The 16,974-nt window shown below is 27.6% G+C and carries 16 protein-coding genes; 2 read left to right on the top strand and 14 right to left on the bottom strand.

What is annotated here, in order from left to right; translation table 11 throughout:
- On the top strand, positions 1-505 hold a 505-nt coding region (locus WAO56_RS05455), incomplete at its 5' end, for a transposase (RefSeq protein WP_422146297.1).
- A 377-nt stretch (positions 506-882) separates the two neighbouring features.
- On the opposite strand, the gene WAO56_RS05450 is transcribed toward WAO56_RS05455, so the two are convergent.
- The 12 genes from WAO56_RS05450 to WAO56_RS05395 form a co-directional block, all read right to left on the bottom strand.
- On the bottom strand, positions 883-2,322 hold the full coding sequence (locus WAO56_RS05450; RefSeq protein WP_422143720.1) for an O-antigen ligase family protein: 1,440 nt from the start codon (positions 2,320-2,322) through the stop codon (positions 883-885).
- A 7-nt stretch (positions 2,323-2,329) separates the two neighbouring features.
- A complete protein-coding gene (locus WAO56_RS05445) occupies positions 2,330-3,235 on the bottom strand; it encodes a hypothetical protein (RefSeq protein WP_422143721.1) in 906 nt (301 codons plus the stop codon).
- Positions 3,236-3,367: 132 nt separating this feature from the next.
- Entirely contained in the window at positions 3,368-4,066 is a 699-nt protein-coding gene (locus tag WAO56_RS05440; protein ID WP_422143722.1) for a pseudouridine synthase, read from the bottom strand.
- Between the two features lie 12 nt (positions 4,067-4,078).
- Positions 4,079-4,582 (bottom strand): M15 family metallopeptidase, encoded by a 504-nt coding sequence (locus WAO56_RS05435; RefSeq protein WP_422143723.1) that lies wholly within the window; start codon positions 4,580-4,582, stop codon positions 4,079-4,081.
- Positions 4,583-4,657: 75 nt separating this feature from the next.
- The gene (locus tag WAO56_RS05430) at positions 4,658-5,602 is read right to left on the bottom strand and encodes a DMT family transporter (RefSeq protein WP_422143724.1); all 945 of its coding nucleotides are present in this window, start codon (positions 5,600-5,602) and stop codon (positions 4,658-4,660) included.
- Positions 5,603-5,613: 11 nt separating this feature from the next.
- The gene (locus WAO56_RS05425; protein ID WP_422143725.1) at positions 5,614-6,870 is read right to left on the bottom strand and encodes a S41 family peptidase; all 1,257 of its coding nucleotides are present in this window, start codon (positions 6,868-6,870) and stop codon (positions 5,614-5,616) included.
- Positions 6,871-7,150: 280 nt separating this feature from the next.
- Positions 7,151-8,068 (bottom strand): DMT family transporter, encoded by a 918-nt coding sequence (locus WAO56_RS05420; protein WP_422143726.1) that lies wholly within the window; start codon positions 8,066-8,068, stop codon positions 7,151-7,153.
- 246 nt (positions 8,069-8,314) lie between these two features.
- Entirely contained in the window at positions 8,315-10,000 is a 1,686-nt protein-coding gene (locus tag WAO56_RS05415; protein ID WP_422143727.1) for a DEAD/DEAH box helicase, read from the bottom strand.
- A 122-nt stretch (positions 10,001-10,122) separates the two neighbouring features.
- Positions 10,123-10,839 carry a hypothetical protein gene (locus tag WAO56_RS05410; protein WP_422143728.1) on the bottom strand — a complete coding sequence of 239 codons (717 nt, stop codon included), beginning with the start codon at positions 10,837-10,839 and terminating at the stop codon, positions 10,123-10,125.
- 20 nt (positions 10,840-10,859) lie between these two features.
- Entirely contained in the window at positions 10,860-11,606 is a 747-nt protein-coding gene (locus WAO56_RS05405) for a glycerophosphodiester phosphodiesterase (protein ID WP_422143729.1), read from the bottom strand.
- A gap of 8 nt (positions 11,607-11,614) precedes the next feature.
- Positions 11,615-12,181 carry a DNA-3-methyladenine glycosylase I gene (locus WAO56_RS05400; RefSeq protein ID WP_422143730.1) on the bottom strand — a complete coding sequence of 189 codons (567 nt, stop codon included), beginning with the start codon at positions 12,179-12,181 and terminating at the stop codon, positions 11,615-11,617.
- Positions 12,181-12,489: a DUF6506 family protein gene (locus tag WAO56_RS05395; RefSeq protein ID WP_422143731.1), complete on the bottom strand. Its 309-nt coding sequence runs from the start codon at positions 12,487-12,489 to the stop codon at positions 12,181-12,183. The genes WAO56_RS05400 and WAO56_RS05395 overlap by 1 nt, the downstream gene beginning before the upstream one ends.
- Positions 12,490-12,738: 249 nt before the next feature.
- Here WAO56_RS05395 and WAO56_RS05390 point away from each other — a divergent pair, with 249 nt between their 5' ends.
- Entirely contained in the window at positions 12,739-13,023 is a 285-nt protein-coding gene (locus tag WAO56_RS05390; RefSeq protein WP_422143732.1) for a DUF1294 domain-containing protein, read from the top strand.
- Here WAO56_RS05390 and WAO56_RS05385 read toward each other — a convergent pair.
- Together WAO56_RS05385 and WAO56_RS05380 are read right to left on the bottom strand one after the other, a co-directional pair.
- Entirely contained in the window at positions 13,004-14,353 is a 1,350-nt protein-coding gene (locus tag WAO56_RS05385) for an aldehyde dehydrogenase family protein (protein WP_422143733.1), read from the bottom strand. The two genes, WAO56_RS05390 and WAO56_RS05385, sit on opposite strands and share 20 nt — an antisense overlap.
- A gap of 127 nt (positions 14,354-14,480) precedes the next feature.
- Positions 14,481-16,628, bottom strand: coding sequence for a cell wall-binding repeat-containing protein (locus WAO56_RS05380; RefSeq protein WP_422143734.1), 2,148 nt, complete (start codon positions 16,626-16,628; stop codon positions 14,481-14,483).
- Between the last annotated feature and the right edge of the window lie 346 nt (positions 16,629-16,974).

Raw genomic sequence — 16,974 nt, 5'->3', positions numbered from 1 at the left:
TAGGGCTTTATTAAAAACAAGGATTGAAATAATGAAAGAGTTTAATACTTCCTCTATTGAATATAAAAGACTAAAAAGATATTGGAAACTAATTCAAAAGGATTCTTCTAAACTAGATATAATCCACTTTGATAAATGGACACATTTCCATAGGTGGAAAAGTGCATCTGATGTGGTAAATGAGACTGTATCTGTTAACAACACTTTACAGAAAACATATGAGGTTTATCAAATTCTTTTATATGATATAAGATGTAAAAATTCTAAAGGATTAAGGGAACATTTAGTTTTATTTAAGGATACAGTAAGTGAGAAAATGAAGGTAGCTATAAACACTTTATTGGAATATTTTGAATATGTAGAAAATTCATTAAATACCAATATTACAAATGGACCTTTGGAAGATATTAATAATCTTATTAAAAGCATAAAAAGAGTGGCTTTTGGATATAGGTCATTTTATAATTTTAGAAATAGGATTCTTGTAATTAAAAATTTGATGTAACCAATAGAAAATCATCAGGCAGCTATATAGCTGCCTGATATAAAAGTAATTTGTTATTTTATTGTATACCAACACTATTTGACAAAGAGCCTTTAAAATTATTATATTTACGTGTTTTAGAATTGCAAAATAAACGGGAAAATCGCACTATTCGTAATTGGTCTATGGTTTTAAATCAATTATTAATTGATGATAAAATTTCAGAAAGATTACGAAAATATGCTAATTTAAAAAATACAAAAAACTACTTATACACTTAACTTGACAATCCCTGTTCTTACTTAATTTAATCAAGAGGTTTTATAAAGTAATTTTTATTCTCTAAAAAATTTATATTCCTTATGTTTTTAATTTGTCCTTAATAATTTAAACTTATTCTAACCTTCTATTTTTTTAGTTTCCTTCTTTATTTTTGAAGAATTAAATGCTGTTATTAACAATATAACTAAAATCCAAACATAATTATTACCAAGAAATCCATATCTGGAATCAACTACTAAATCAGCCAAAATTACTAGGGACATTAAAAATATAAAAAACGCATCTACAATAGATTTTTTTCCTAGTTCGAATAGTAATTTTAAAAATGTAATTAAAGATGTTATTGTTAGAAAAAGGAGTATTATTCCACCTGTTAAAAGTTCAGTTAATAAAAAATTATGTGGATGGCTGGTATTATCAGACGTTATTTGTCCATATTCCTTATCCCTTAATAACTTGTTCTCTGGTTCATTGTAAATATCTACTTGTGCAGAAGCTCCCCCACCAATTATTTTATTAACCATAGGATATTTCAAGTAGGAATCTATTGCCATTTTCCAAAGAAACTCTCTTTTATCAAAGGCTTTTTCATCGTAAAGGATTTCTTCTACTGTTCTATTTACTCTTATTCCATGTTTATCTATATTTTCTGTAGCTTCTTCTACTATTTTTGTAGTTACATAATTGTAGCTATAGACTATAAAAGTACTTCCTATATAAACTAGGGCTGCTGCTAAACACAAAAGTAGTAAAGAAATTATATATTTTACTACCAACTTCCATTTTTCTATATTTTCCTTAAATATTTTTATAAAATTATCATATATTCCATATAAGAAAAACATAATTATAATACCAATTAATAATAAGGAGCTTCTTCGTGATGCAATTAAATAAATTGTTGAAGCGCCAATTATAGTGGTAAATACCAATAAAATATTTCTTATGTGTAAGTTTTTTATATTCCTAAAGATTAAAAAAATCAAGGCAATGAAACTAAAGAGTAAAAGTACACCAAAGTCATTGTAATCCCTTAATAATGATAATCTCCTACTATAATAAGTCCTTTTAAAAATTATTAAATATATCCATGTATATATAGTAATAACTACTGACGGTAAAGATATAAATTTTAATAGTAAATTTAATTTATCTCCCACACTCTTTTTATTTAAATAAATTAAATACAAAAATAGCAAAAGCACTATGAACCCTATATTTTCATATTTAATCATTGCAATTTCCATGTTTTTAGTATAATAAAAACTTATTAGTCCAAATACTATATATAAAATAATTAAGATTAGTAGAAATCCCGTTTCTTTTAATTGATTTTTCCCCATATAAAATATATTTTTACTCATATTTATAGGATTTAGCATAAAGGCCAATAGGAACATTAGAAAAGCCACTGCTAAGCATATTTTAAAAATACTATAATCGTTAATTTTTTTAAATTCCAGTCCTAAATCCGACATAAGTAAGGCTATTGTAGTTAAAATGATGCTAGAAAATAAATAATAATATTTCTTATTGTCTAATATAGTTTTTTTCATAGCATCCTCAATTCTTTTCCACATATTTAGGAATTTCTATATCGGTTATTAAATTTAACTGGTCAAAATCTCTACTTAGGTTTATACTGTAAACTATTCCATCCTTCTCTAAATCAAGAGTAATATAGGCCTTCTTTAACTGTAGATAAAGGCTTGTTATAGAAAAGCTAACGAAAAAATATTTACTATCCCAATCTGTATTTAATATATTTTCATAGGTTAGAATATCTGATTCATTTAAATAATCTTCAATATTTAAAAGACTTAAAAATTCCTTTATTTCATCAAAGTCAAAATCCCTTAACTCCTTCTTAAAAAAATAATTTTCATCTATTTCCTTAAATTGTACTTCTTCTGAAATCTTAATTAACTCTTTTGAAAAATTATAATAACTAAGTATGTTAAAATAGTTCTCCTCTGTTGAAACAAATGGTTTTAGTGAAATTTTACTAGCCTTATCCTCTACTACATTATCTTTAGATATTTCAGTTTTTCCATCTTTAAAATAAATATAATCCTGATATTCTACATCATCATTTTTATATACATTTCTTAACAAATATTCCTTAGGATTATTGTCATCGACTACTAAACTATAATACCTAGAATTTTCATAATATCCTAATAAATTGGAGTTTTCATTATCCTCGTACACTTCTTCTCTTTTTAAGGTCTTTAAAAAAACATTAAAAAACTCTTCTTTCTTACTTACTTTCTTTTCTGAATTATCTTCTAACTTATTTATTAAAATAAAAAACGAATCTTTTTGATTGTAATTTGTAACTCCTTTAGAATTACTATCTACTTGATTAAATAAACTAACCCTATCTAATCCAGAATTAGGTAAATTAACCTCTATTCCTAAAACTATAATCAAAGCACAAATTAACAATGCTACTATATATTTTTTCACAGTACCCCCTTTAGTTTCTTATATATCCAACTGTGTATAATTAAATAATATCATTATATAGTATATTTTTCAGCTTAAAACAAAAAATAACTACTAATAATATCTTTTTAAACATATTATTAGTAGCTGCCATTACATTTTAATTTCTTCTTCTGTTAACTCAATATATTCCCCAGCGTCTAAGTCCACTGGCAATTTAAAATGTCCCATTTTAATCCTTTTTAAGTATGTCACTCTATTGCCAACTTCTTCAAACATTCTTTTTACCTGATGAAATTTTCCTTCATATATTGTTAATTCACAGGACTTTTCACTTAATATTTTAAATTCAGCCGGTTTTGTTACAATATTTTCAGGCATGAGTTTTATTCCTTTTTTAAATACTTTTCCGTAATCATCTTCAATTTGCCTTGCTAATTCAACATAATAGGTTTTTGGTACATTTTTTTTGGGAGAAGTTAATTCATGATTAAATTTTCCATCATTACTAAGTAAAAGTAATCCCTCTGTATCAATATCCAGTCGTCCAATTGGAGCTAGATTAAAACTTTTATGGTAATCTTCTAACAAATCTATTACCGTCTTATGATAGGAATCCTCTGTTGCAGAAATATAACCTTTCGGCTTATTCATTAATAAATATATAAATTGTCTATATTCAATAATTTCATCATTGTATTTTACAAGATCCTTTTCGGTGTCAATTAATTTACCGGTATTTTTTTCTACCATATCATTTACTTTTATTAGTCCCTTTTTAGCATCTTTTTTTATTTCACTACGGCTACCGTAACCCATATTTGAAATTAACTTATCTAATCTTATTTTCATCTTAACCTCTATTTAATTTTGGAAATGTCCTTTATCCTGATAATCCGTCCAGAAATAGCCTGCTTCTAATCCAACAGCTTCCCCTATTTCTGCACATCTTTTAAAAAAATCATCATCACCAAATTCATTTCCTTTTTCATTTTTAGCAATATCAAAAGCTTTTCTTCTTGTATGATAGCTACTTCTTGTCCAAGTTACTACATTATTATCATTTGCCCTACCTTGTGCATATAAAAAGTCCTGTCTTTCTTGAGTCCTGTAGGTTTCAATTATCATAACAGGAAGCCCTTCCTCTTGGCAAAGCTTTAAAAACTCTAAACATTTCTCACGAGTATCTTCCTCTAATTCATCAATATCTTTTATAACAGGATAATCATATTCATTGTGTGACATATTATCATAATAGCTTAAATCATCAAAAACCTCTATTCCTCTTCCTTCCAGAATCTTAAATAAAAATAATATTATAAAAACTATAATAAGACCACTAAATATATAGGGTATATACTTTTTCATATAATCCACCTCATATTTAGTATATTATAAAAAACTATTGTAAAATCATAAAAATTATTACAATATTACAACAAATTAATAGGATTTATAATTTACTAATTCACTACTGTTCTTTAAATTTAGAACAATAATTCCTGTTACAACTATAATTAAGCCTAGGAAAATATTTAATGTAAAACTTTCTCCCGGAATAAAAACAGCAGAAAGAATTGCCCCAAATATCGGAATAAATAACATATAAATGGAAACCTCTCCAGCCTTATTGTATTTTAATACTCCATACCATAAGGTAAAGGCTGTTGCTGACAAAAATCCACTATATAAAAGTAATACTACTCCTTCAAAATTCCAGACTAAAGTAGATTTCATTCCAATTTTACCAAGTAGAATTAAAAAAATTGAACCTATTATCATTTGAAAACAAGTTGCTACAACAGCATTGGTACTATTTCCTTTAGCCTTCATATATACATGACCAATACTACTAAAAAATGCCGCTAAAAACAGAAAGCCTTCTCCGGTTAGCTTAAAATTAAAATCAAAATTAGAGCCAATGTTTGTTACTATAATTCCAATAAACCCTATTACTATTGCCGCTACCTTATTTCTATTTAATTTGTCATCTTTAAAGACCATTGCTGAAATTAATACTATTAAAAAAGTTGCTGAGGATTGTAATATAGCTGACTTCATACCTGAAGTATTTCCAACTCCAATATAGTAGAAAATATATTGTAATGTTATTTGAAACAAGGCTAAAATAGTTAAAAATTTATAGTTTAGCTTTTTATAATCCACTTTTTCCTTAACGAACAATTTTATATATAGTATTACAAATAGGCCTGATATAAAAAATCTTAAACCTGCAAAATATATTTTTGCAAAATAATCCTCTTGGGGTATTTTAAAAATATCATAACTAATTTTTAAAGCCGGAAAAGCTGACCCCCATAAAAACATTGCAATTAAAATAATTGGAATATAAAATTTTTTCTCTGTAAAAAATCTTTTTGTTTTCATTCTACACCTTCCTACTTATTTAAAAAATTTATTGCTACATCTAGGCTATCTTCCTCAAAGGGTACTAAAATATCAGGCTTTAAAGTATCCTTGCTATTATTTTCATCTGGCCTTATAAAATACTTGTATGAAACTTCAAGGGATAATTTAGTATTTGGTAAATCAAATATCAACATATCTCCATAAGCATTTGGTGCATTTTTACTAGCTTGTCCAATTATAGTTCCAAGTTGTCCATCTTGAACCCAAACTCCAAACATAGTTGCACTACTAAAGGTTTCTATACTTGTTAGAACAACTAAATTTATACTGCTATTTTTTATACTATCACTTAAATTAGCCTTATATTCAATAAAGCCTTCTGCTCTTTTAATATTCTCTGCCTTTTCAGTGTATAGAGGCCCTAATCTAACTAAGGAGCCATATGATGGTGGAGCCATATCCATTGCTTCCAGCAAAAATCTACCAGCCTCACTATTTCCTCCACCATTATGTCTTAAATCTATAATTACTTTGTTTACACCATTATTAACCTGTTCTCTTGTAAAATATAACGCCTTCTCCAGTTCTGAATTTACTGTAAAAGAACGAAAATCTATATATATAATATCATCTAGCATTTTAGTCTTAATAGTATAGTTTGAATTTTTTGTAATTTCTTCAAACCAGTCTATCATAAATAAAGGAAATTCAATTTCCGAGTTATCTTTATTAGAGGTTTTAACCTTTATTTGATCATCAATAATTTCTCCACCGGCTAATTCAATAACTTTACCTTCTCCTGTATATAAGGAATAATTTTCAAATTGTCCAGCCTTATTTTCATAAGCATAGTATTTATCCACTGTTTGTAAAATTTTATCTACAGGAACTCCGGCGATTTCTAAAACCTTTATATCTGTAATATTATTATTCTCATCTAATAGAAATAGTCCTTCATTTGTATATCGCCACTTATTTACAAGGCCCAATGAATTTTCTACAAAATTTAGGCTCATGTGGGCATCACCTAAAACTGCAATATATTTTTTAATTGCATATTTAAAATCTTCCAAGTTATTTATTTTCTTACTTTCTTTTAAAAATTCATTCTTTATTTTTTCATATTTCGACAAATTTTCACCTTTAATAAAGAAAGGATGATTTTCTTCAACAGTCTTTACTAAATAAGTAGCATCTTCAAAATATTTAGTTTCTATATTCTTTTCTGAACAACCGGTTAAAATAAATACCAATATTATAAAAATCAAGCTATACTTCTTTCTCATACCAGCCTCCTAAGACTACCTATCTTATATTCTAATTGATAAAGAGAAAAAGACCAAGAAGCATGATATTGCACCTGTAATATTATATTTCCTGTAATATTATATTTCCTATAATCTTATAGTTTGTACTGGATATTTGAAGCTAATTACTCTGTGAAAAATATCAACAAAAACCATCAGATAAATTCACATTTACCTGATGGTTTTAATAACTTATAAATGAATAAAATATATTAATACCTTTAGTATTAGCTTTCTAATTAATTATCTAAACTTATTTTTATCTTCTCTCTCTTTTCATATTCAACACGAACATTCCAAGAACTACCAGTACTAAACCTACTATTATATTAATTGTAATTCTTTCTCCCGGTAAAAATAAGGCTGATAATATTGTTCCAAATATTGGAATAAATAATCTATAAACAGATACTTCCCCTGCCTTATTATATTTTAAAATAGAATACCAAAGAACAAAGGCTGCTGACGATAAAAATCCACTATAGATAAATAGCAATATTCCCTTTCCTGTCCAAAGAAGTTCTGTACTTGTACCAATTCTACCTACTAAAATTAAGATAGATGCCCCAATTAACATCTGTCCTGAAGTTGCAACTACTGGATTCATGTTCTTACCAGCTGCTTTTACATAAATTTGTCCTATACTTCCAAATAATGTGGCAATTAATAAAAACCCTTCACCTGTTAAGGTAAAATTAAAATCAAAGCCGGAAGAAATATTTGTAATTATAATTCCTAAAAATCCTATACCTATTGCCATTAATTTGTTCTTATTGATTTTATCATCTTTAAACATCATTGAAGCAAACAATACTATAAAAAAAGTTGACGCTGATTGAATTATTGCAGACTTCATACCAGAAGTGTTTCCAACACCTATATAATAAAATGTATATTGAAAAGTAATTTGTATTAATCCTAGTATTGTTAAAAATTTATAGTCTAATTTTTTAAAATCAATTTTTTCCTTTAAGAAAATCTTTCCAAAAATTGTTACCATTACACCTGATAAGAAAAATCTTAATCCTGCAAAGTATATTTTCGCAAAATAATCTCCCTGTGGTATTCCAAATTCTATATAACTTAATTTAATAATGGGAAAAGCAGAGCCCCATAAAAACATACAGAATAATATTATTGGAATATAAAATTTCTTCTCTTTAAATAATCTATCCATCTATATCCTCCATTAATTATTTTTATAATTGTCCCATAAATACATACCCATATTTTCCTACATAGAGCTAATATAATTAATTCTTATTTACAATTATTTTTATCATGTTAACTAATTATTTATAGGCTGCTAGTATTTATAAAAACAAATTTTGATAATCATTATATATACTCTATCATTAAACAAATTTATTAAAAAGTGCTGGCATCAAAAAAGATCAAGAAGTTAACCTTCCTGATCTTACTATTAAATTTTCTTATTGGCTTTTTCTACAGATACTTTAGAACCTTTTATGTGCTTGTTATTTAGTTTTTTAACTACCTTATCAGCTACCTTATTGTCTACATCTACAAAGGTAAATTTATCGTAAATATCTATATCTCCAACTTCTTTTGCAGCAATTCCGGCATCATTACATAAGGCTGAAAGTATATGCTTTTGAGAAACTCCCTTTCTTTTTCCTGTGTTAAGGAAAAGTCTTGTAGAGTTCTTTAACTTTCTATTTGGTTTTCTTTCTGCTCTTCCATCTTTTCCACGACGATCCCTTCTGTCTCTTCTGTCGTCTTTTCTTCCTCTTTCTCTGCCAAAAGAAGCCTTTTTATTATTGTCTACACTGTCTATTTCCTGATGTCCTTCTAGTCGATTATCTCTCATATAAAGCTTTAATAGTGCCGCTGCTATGTGATTTGAGCTATAATCTTCACTTTCTAAAAGACCGATTATTTCTATTTGTTTTTCTAAATTTCCATTATCAAGAATTTTTCTAAGCATTTCTACAATTTTAGATGATTGTTTTGCCTCTATATCCTTTAACGTTGGTAAAGCTCTTCTTTCTATTGAAGTCTTAGTGTACTTTTCAATTTCTCTTAAGGTACTATAATCCCTACTTGTTACAAAACTTATAGCTGTACCTTCTCTACCAGCTCTAGCAGTTCTTCCAATTCTATGAACATAATATTCATTGTCCTGTGGCATATCGTAGTTAACAACTAAATCTACATCATCAACATCAATACCCCTTGCTGCTACATCTGTTGCTACTAGAATATCTATTGTTCCTTTTCTGAACTTATTCATAACAACATCTCTTTGCACTTGCTTTAAATCGCCATGTAATCCATCGGCAAAATAGCCTCTACCCTGTAACTCCCCTGTAAGTTCATCTACCATTTTTTTAGTATTACAAAAAACTACAGTTAATTTTGGATTATAAATATCTAAAACTCTAGATAATACTTCTATTTTTATATTATTCTTCAATTCATAATAAAACTGAGTTACTTTAGGTACTGTTAATTCCTTATTTACCACTTTTACAATTTTAGGTTCATTTTGGAATTTCTTTGCAAATTTCATCATTTCTTTATCCATTGTTGCTGAGAAGAACAATGATTGTCTATGATCAGATACACTGCTTAAGATTAATTCTATATCGTCCCTAAAACCCATGTCAAACATTTCATCAGCTTCATCTAATACAAATATATTTACATCATCCAATTTTAATGTTTTTCTTTTTATATGATCTATTACTCTACCAGGTGTTCCTATAACTACTTGAACTCCCTTTTTTAACGCTCTTAATTGTCTTTCAATTGGTTGCCCACCATATATAGGCAATACTCTTAAATCTTTCTTATATTTCGCTAATTTTGAAATTTCTTCAGATACTTGAATACATAATTCTCTTGTTGGACAAAGTACAATTGCTTGAACTTTATTTAATTTCGAATCAACTTTTTCGACAATAGGAATCCCAAAAGCGGCTGTTTTTCCTGTTCCTGTTTGAGCTTGACCAATTACGTCTTCTCCTTCCATCAAATAAGGTATAGCTTGAGCTTGTATTGGGGAGAATTCTTCAAATCCCATATCGGAAACAGCTTTTATTACCTCTTTTGATAGGTTAAAATCTTCAATTTTCTTTTCTGTCATTAAGTATTTTTTACCTCTTTCTATTTTTTGTCCTCGTATAATATATCACTAATAATAGCTAATTACAAATGAATATGACTATATTATTAAAAAAACATAAAAAAAGAAGGTTTATTTACCTTCTAATGTAATTCTTTTTTAGAAACCCAAATTTCTTCATCGGGTTTAATAACGAGTACATCAATATTTCCACCAACTGTTTTTACAACATTTGTAAATCTCATTGTTTTAATTGTAATATCTATAGCAAATCTACAAAAATCTATAGCATCTTGTAAATTAAAAAACTGAAAGGGAATGTCCAGTTGTGGAAAAACAAACTTATTGTTGCCATTTACTTCCGTTTCATTAAATAATTTAGAGAAATAAATAGTTTCTCCATCCCATGTAGCTCCTGCTATTTCCTTTCCAAAATCTTCTCTTTTACCTGTTGCTAAATTAAATCTAACTATTTTCCTATTAAACTCCTTGTCGTAGCCGGCAACATGAAAAGTCGTATCTAAATTATTATTAAATTTATCAAAATACCTAATAATTTTTTCAACAACAATATCCACCTTATCTTCTTCAAAAATTTCTTCATTAATAATTTTTTCTACATGTCCAGAAATAGGTTCGGCAATATTAGTTTCAAAATTCAAAATCGCTGCTGTTCCACAAGCACTAATTCCTATTCCATTTTTTGTAAGAAATAATTTATTAACATTATCACTTAAATTTATTCCAACATTGTTTATTATTTCATCATTTTGTCCTTTACTGGTATTATTGTAGGTAATACGACTATCTGAAGCCATAACAATACCTTCATTACAGTAAGTTGTTATAATAAATGACATTATTCCTCCTAACTAAAACTTTAGTTTTTATTATATTCTTCCCTAAGGGCCAAAGCCTCTTTTGGATAATCAGTTATTATTGCATCTACATTCCTTTTAAAACAATAAATCATATCCTCTTTCTTATTTACTGTCCAAGGCCTTATTTTTTTAGTAATGGTTTTTATAGTTTCATCTTTATTTTTTAACCTTTTAATATTTGGATGTAGTCCTTCAAAAATATTACTATTTTTAAATCTTATCATATTTCGACTTTCTAAATCTATATTTTTTATAAGCCAAGCCTTTTTTGCATTTTTGTCAAATCTGTTAATCTTAATTAGGGATTTTATATTAAAGCTAGAATATATATATGAAAAAGAAAGTTCTTGAGATTTTAAAAATTTAGCTAATTCTCTTTCAATTCCCCAATATCTTGTTTTATCTGTTTTTATTTCAATATTTAAAATACCCTTAAATTCCATATTATTTAAGAGGTTAACAACTTCAGCCAATGTTGGGATTTTTTCATTTTTATAAATTGGATTAAACCAACTACCGGCATCTAGCTTCTTAATTTCTTTTAAAAACATTCTCTTTATAATACCACTTCCATCTGTTGTTCTATCAACAGTTTCATCATGAATTACAATAAGTTCTTTGTCCTTACTTAAATGTACATCTATTTCCACACCATCAGCTCCAATATTTACTGCCTCCCTTATTGAAGCCAATGTATTTTCCGGGTGAGTTCCCTTACTTCCTCTATGAGCAAATATTAAAGTCATAATCTCTCCTATTGCTTATTCCTACAACAATAAACTAAATGGTCATCAATTACTCCTATTGCTTGTAAATAAGAGTATATTATTACTTCTCCTACAAAAGTAAAACCTCTCATTTTCAAATCTGCACTTATTCTTCTTGAAAGGTCCGAACTTGAAGGAACATCTTCTATTTTAGCCCATCTATTAATAACTTGCTTACCATTAGTAAAACTCCAAATATATTTGTCGAAAGTACCAAATTCCTCCTGTACTTCTAAAAATCTTATTGCATTATTTATAGCCGATTCAATTTTCCTCTTATTTCTTACAATCCCCTTGTTATTTAAAAGTTCTTCTCTTTTTTTCATACTATATTTTGCTACTATACTAGGTTCAAAATTATCAAAAGCCTTTTTATATTCATTTCTCTTATTTAAAATAATTGACCAACTAAGTCCAGCCTGTGCACCTTCTAGTATTAACATCTCAAAAAGATACCTATCATCATGATTGGGAATACCCCATTCATTGTCGTGGTATTCCCTTTCAACTTTAGAACCTTCTGCCCAATCACAAATTCTATTTTCTCTTGACATTATTTTTTCTTTCCAAATGTATAAAATTCATCTACTAAGGGTTTCATATCTTCATCAGTAACAACATAGCTTATTCCTACCTTGTGTTCTGTTAATTCAATTAATTCTCTAGCCTTATCCTTACCAAAAGCACCACATAACTCAAAGTCTTCTACCCCTTCTTCAACAAATTTTAAAACATATTCCTTAGCTTCATTAAAATCTCTTACAGTTTGGACTATTGTCTTAAAATTTTTACTTCCAAACTCCACCCTATCAGTTTCCGGATTATAGATTTTTCCCATTATTAGCGTAACGGATTTTTTCATTTTTACACCTCTTTCAAAATCAATCTTTTATATTAACCCTTTCTTACTTCAATTGTTAAATGTTCTAATACAATTTTAGTAATCTTTTACCTATATTACTTATACCCCTATATATAATAAAAAGAAATAACTGAAAATAATCAAATAATTCCATATATAATACATATAGTTTTTTCAAACTATCTTATTATGGTATACTCCTATAATAGGATTTTATTAAAAGAATTTATTATTTAACAAGGAGTAAATATGCAACTTATAAAATTAATCTATAGCTATTTTGTATTTATAAATATATTAACCTTTGTTTTTTATGGAGTAGATAAATACAAAGCTAGTAAAAATCAATATAGAATATCTGAATTTTTCCTTTTATCATTAGTAGTCATTGGAGGTTTTTTAGGCAGTTCCTTTGGAATGCTGTTATTTAAACATAAACTATCTAAAAAGAAATTTATCACTACTATAATAGTATCTACAGTATTCTACATGCTATTACTTGGAGCCTATATTTTTAACCTAAAATTTTTTTAATAATTTTAAACTTTTTTTCTGTATAAGGTGGATATCTTAAAAAATTTGATAATCCACTTTTAGATACAACAAGTCCGGTTTCATGGGTAAAAGTGTCAATACTGTATTTACCATGGTAGTTTCCCAATCCACTTCCTCCTACTCCACCAAAAGGTAATTTAATTTCAGACACATGTACAATAACATCATTTATACAAGCACCACCAAAGTTCAAATAATTTACAAGTTTTTTTATATTTTCATTTTTATTACTAAAAATATATAAGGCTAAAGGACTTGGTTTAGTTTTAACTTTACCAATTACATCATCAAGATTTTCATACTCAATAATTGGTAAAATAGGGCCGAATATTTCATCTTCCATAATTTCATCATTAAAGCTTGCATTAGTTAAAATTGTTGGCATAAAAGTTCTATTTTCAAGGTTAAATTCCCCGCCATAAATATCATTTCTACCATTAATTAAGGAAGCCAATTGGCCTACTTTTTCCTCTGTAATTATTTTCGTTAAATTCTCCCTATTACTATAATTTAACTTAATTTCCCTTTTAAATAATTCAATAAATTCTTCCTTTCTTTTCTTATGTAGGAAAACATAATCCGGTGCTACACAGGTTTGACCTGAATTTAAAAATTTCCCCCAGGCAATTTTTTTAACAGCATCTTTTATTTTAGCTGTTTCATCAACTATACAGGGACTTTTCCCTCCTAGCTCTAAAACAACCGGTGCCAAATTTTCTGCTGCTTTGCCATATATAATTTCTCCCACTTTTCTACTGCCAGTAAAAAAATAAAAATCATATTTTTCATCTAAAATTTCATTATGAGAAAATTCCTCAGCAAAATATAGTAACTCCTTTGGAAGAACATTAGTAATTTCTTTAATAATATTATTGGTTTGAGGTACTTTTCTTGAAGTTTTTAATATAACTGTATTTCCTGCAGCTATAGCACCTATTGTAGGAATCATAGCAAGTTGGAAGGGGTAATTCCATGGTGATTGTACTAAAACTTGCCCAAAAGGTTTTTTTAATACTATTCCCTTGCCTGGTAAAATATTTAATGATGTACCTGTGTTTTTTATAGTAACTAGCTTGTATAGGTTCTTTATTAAATATTCCAATTCTCCAATAACAACTTGAACTTCCGTTAAAAAACTCTCATAACTATGTTTTCCTAAATCTTCTTTTATTGCCTTTAAAATATCGTCTTGAGAATTTTTAATTTTATCCCTTAATTTTTTTAAATAATCTATTCTTTGATTAACACTTAATAAACTTCCAGAGTTGTAGAACTCTTTTTGTAACCTTATAATTTCTAATAAATTCATCTTACACCTCATTATATAATTACCCCTATTATAATCGAATAATATTTCCCCTTCATTAATAACACAAAAAAAGATAATATTTTTTGACATATCAAAAAATATTATCTCTTTTTTAGAACCTATTTAATTATCTATTACCTAGTACATAGTCCATAACAACATCTGGTATATTGTTACATCTAGACAATAATATTGGATAGCCATTCTTTGCTGCATATGGTACTCCAACTATAGCATCTGGGAATACTTCTCCACTTGCTATTACTACATGTTTTGGTTTTACATATACTTGTTCTGCTATTAATACTGAAGTTTCGTACCTGTCAGCACCAGCTATTCTATTTACTTCTGCATATTTTCTAACTTCTTTTTCTACAGCTTCTGATACCGACTTACTTCCTCCACCTATTGTTACCTTAGTTAATTTCCAGTCCTCTATTGTTTTTGCTGTGCTTGTTGGTAATTGGCCTGGTTTTGTTAATAGGATTGGCATATTTTTTTCTACACCCATGCTAGTCATAGCTATTGCATCTGGGAAGTATGTTCCATCTACTAGTATTGCTTCTGTCTTACTTCCTGTTAAAGCTCTTACTCGGTTTCCTACAAGAATTGCTGTATCGTATCTGTCTGGTCCACCAATTCTTTCTACAGTGTAGTTAGCCAATTCTTTTTCCACCTTTTCAGATATTGAAGCATTTCCACCTATTAATATTACCTTAGTCGCTCCAAGTCTATTTATTTCAGCTTTTACTTCTGCTGGAATATTATCTTTTCTTGTTAACATTATTGGTGCGTCAAGTTTATTTGCAAGTACTGTTGCAGTTAATTCATCTGTATATCTTTCTCCACTTGCTAGTAATACTATATTGGATTTGTCATATTCTTTTGATACTGCTACTGATGTACTGTAACGGTCTTTACCAGATAGTCTGTATTGTACAAAGTCAATTAATTGACTTTCTACTCTTTCAGTTAAAGTAGCTCTACCACCTACTAGGGTTATTTCCTTTATTGTTGATGTTGGTCTTTCTGGTTTCGTTGGTTCTGTTGGTTCTGTTGGTTCTGTTGGGATTTTTGGTACATCTGCTTCTTTTTTTATTGGCAATTCTAAGGCCTTATCATATTTTCTTTCTTCATAATGCATGTATGACTTTTGTCCATCATCATCTTTGTAAATATTAGAAGTATACAAATATGGTGTTAATATTATTTTATCTCCAGTAGAATTTAAACAATCTGTAAAATCCAAAGGTAAATTAACCTCTGTTTCAAATCCTAATATTTCACCAGGCTTTAAAGTTTTTAGTAAGATATTATCTTGCCCTAAATCTTTCGGTAAATCAAATGTTACATCGGGTTTGCCACCTGTTACAATAGGATTTTTTACAACTTTCTTTTCACCAAAATCTACTCCTGAAACTAGCCTTGTATTAGGTAAATTTTCACTGGTATTTTTAATCTCTACTTTTAACTTAATTTTTTCTCCTGGCTCATAACTTTCTTTTGGTTCCAATACTATTAAAGAAATATCTGACGATTCCAAATATAAGAAATTAACTGGATAATTCTTTTGAGGTCTTTCATTTACTCCAATCAATTGTAAATCATCTGTATGCCATTCCGCCTCACCTTGTAATGTTATGTATGGATTTACCATTGATTCATCCAAAATATTATAAGTAAAATTGACTGTTCCTTTATGAGATAATCTATTTATATACTCGCCATAATCTGGGTTTCCCTTATTATTTAACAATTCAAAATAAATATTGCAAAATTTAATTTTATTCCAATTACTCTTTTCTTTTTCTAATTCTTTTTGAATATCTTCTCTTCTAATAATGAAGTTTTGCTCTTCACTGGGTTTATATATTTTATCTTCCACGCCTACCCCAGTAAAAGCGTTATCTAACATCATTCTTCCTGATAACCTTACTCCATTGTTTATCCAATTATTATCTTTATATTTTTCTACAGTTATCTCAGGAACTTCAATTTTTTTTAATTGCTGTGCATTATATTTTCCATTTTCAAAACTATTTACTTTTATGCAATAATCCATTCCTATACCTGTTTCTATATTTTCAAATCCAAAATTATCGATCTGAAAAGTTATTTCATCTCCTATTCTCGGAATAAAGCTAGATGGTATTATTGTTATTTCTGTCGGTTCCTTTGGCAAATTATTATCTGCCTTAGCAATATTAAAATTCATTACTATTGTTAAAACAAATATTACCAACAAAACTTTTTTTCCCATTATTCTATGTTTCATAATCTTCCCCTTTTCAACATATATAATTAAATTTTTTTATGCATTTAGAATAGTATCAGATACATTTTAGAATTTCAATCAAGTATATTAATAACATTTATTTTAGTAGATATATATTTTGTTATATATTAAACATCATATATCTTAATAATTTTTCATATTACTTTTATAATAAATAGTAATTAAAATTTCACAAAAAAACCGACTATCAAGTATTAGTGGCTCTATAATTTATAGTGTTGATGGAAATAAATCCATTAGCACTATTTTTTATTGGAATATAAAAGAATAGACAAATTATTCACTTTTCCTATAAAATATATGCTACCACACAAAATATAAAGGA

It is taken from the genome of Miniphocaeibacter sp. (assembly GCF_049276255.1).
In the GTDB taxonomy this organism is placed as follows: Bacteria; Bacillota; Clostridia; order Tissierellales; family Peptoniphilaceae; genus Miniphocaeibacter.
Note: the sequence above shows the minus strand (reverse complement) of the source record. Positions and strands in the feature narration are given on the sequence as shown.

Bases quoted from the DNA above. Each gene is read 5' to 3' on its own strand.
- WAO56_RS05415 (WP_422143727.1), bottom strand. From the start codon at position 10,000: ATGACAGAAAAGAAAATTGAAGATTTTAACCTATCAAAAGAGGTAATA.
- WAO56_RS05405 (WP_422143729.1), bottom strand. From the start codon at position 11,606: ATGACTTTAATATTTGCTCATAGAGGAAGTAAGGGAACTCACCCGGAA.
- WAO56_RS05400 (WP_422143730.1), bottom strand. From the start codon at position 12,181: ATGTCAAGAGAAAATAGAATTTGTGATTGGGCAGAAGGTTCTAAAGTT.
- WAO56_RS05390 (WP_422143732.1), top strand. From the start codon at position 12,739: ATGCAACTTATAAAATTAATCTATAGCTATTTTGTATTTATAAATATA.
- WAO56_RS05385 (WP_422143733.1), bottom strand. From the start codon at position 14,353: ATGAATTTATTAGAAATTATAAGGTTACAAAAAGAGTTCTACAACTCT.
- WAO56_RS05430 (WP_422143724.1), bottom strand. From the start codon at position 5,602: ATGAAAACAAAAAGATTTTTTACAGAGAAAAAATTTTATATTCCAATT.
- WAO56_RS05435 (WP_422143723.1), bottom strand. From the start codon at position 4,582: ATGAAAAAGTATATACCCTATATATTTAGTGGTCTTATTATAGTTTTT.
- WAO56_RS05410 (WP_422143728.1), bottom strand. From the start codon at position 10,839: ATGTCATTTATTATAACAACTTACTGTAATGAAGGTATTGTTATGGCT.
- WAO56_RS05395 (WP_422143731.1), bottom strand. From the start codon at position 12,489: ATGAAAAAATCCGTTACGCTAATAATGGGAAAAATCTATAATCCGGAA.
- WAO56_RS05380 (WP_422143734.1), bottom strand. From the start codon at position 16,628: ATGAAACATAGAATAATGGGAAAAAAAGTTTTGTTGGTAATATTTGTT.
- WAO56_RS05450 (WP_422143720.1), bottom strand. From the start codon at position 2,322: ATGAAAAAAACTATATTAGACAATAAGAAATATTATTATTTATTTTCT.
- WAO56_RS05425 (WP_422143725.1), bottom strand. From the start codon at position 6,870: ATGAGAAAGAAGTATAGCTTGATTTTTATAATATTGGTATTTATTTTA.
- WAO56_RS05440 (WP_422143722.1), bottom strand. From the start codon at position 4,066: ATGAAAATAAGATTAGATAAGTTAATTTCAAATATGGGTTACGGTAGC.
- WAO56_RS05420 (WP_422143726.1), bottom strand. From the start codon at position 8,068: ATGGATAGATTATTTAAAGAGAAGAAATTTTATATTCCAATAATATTA.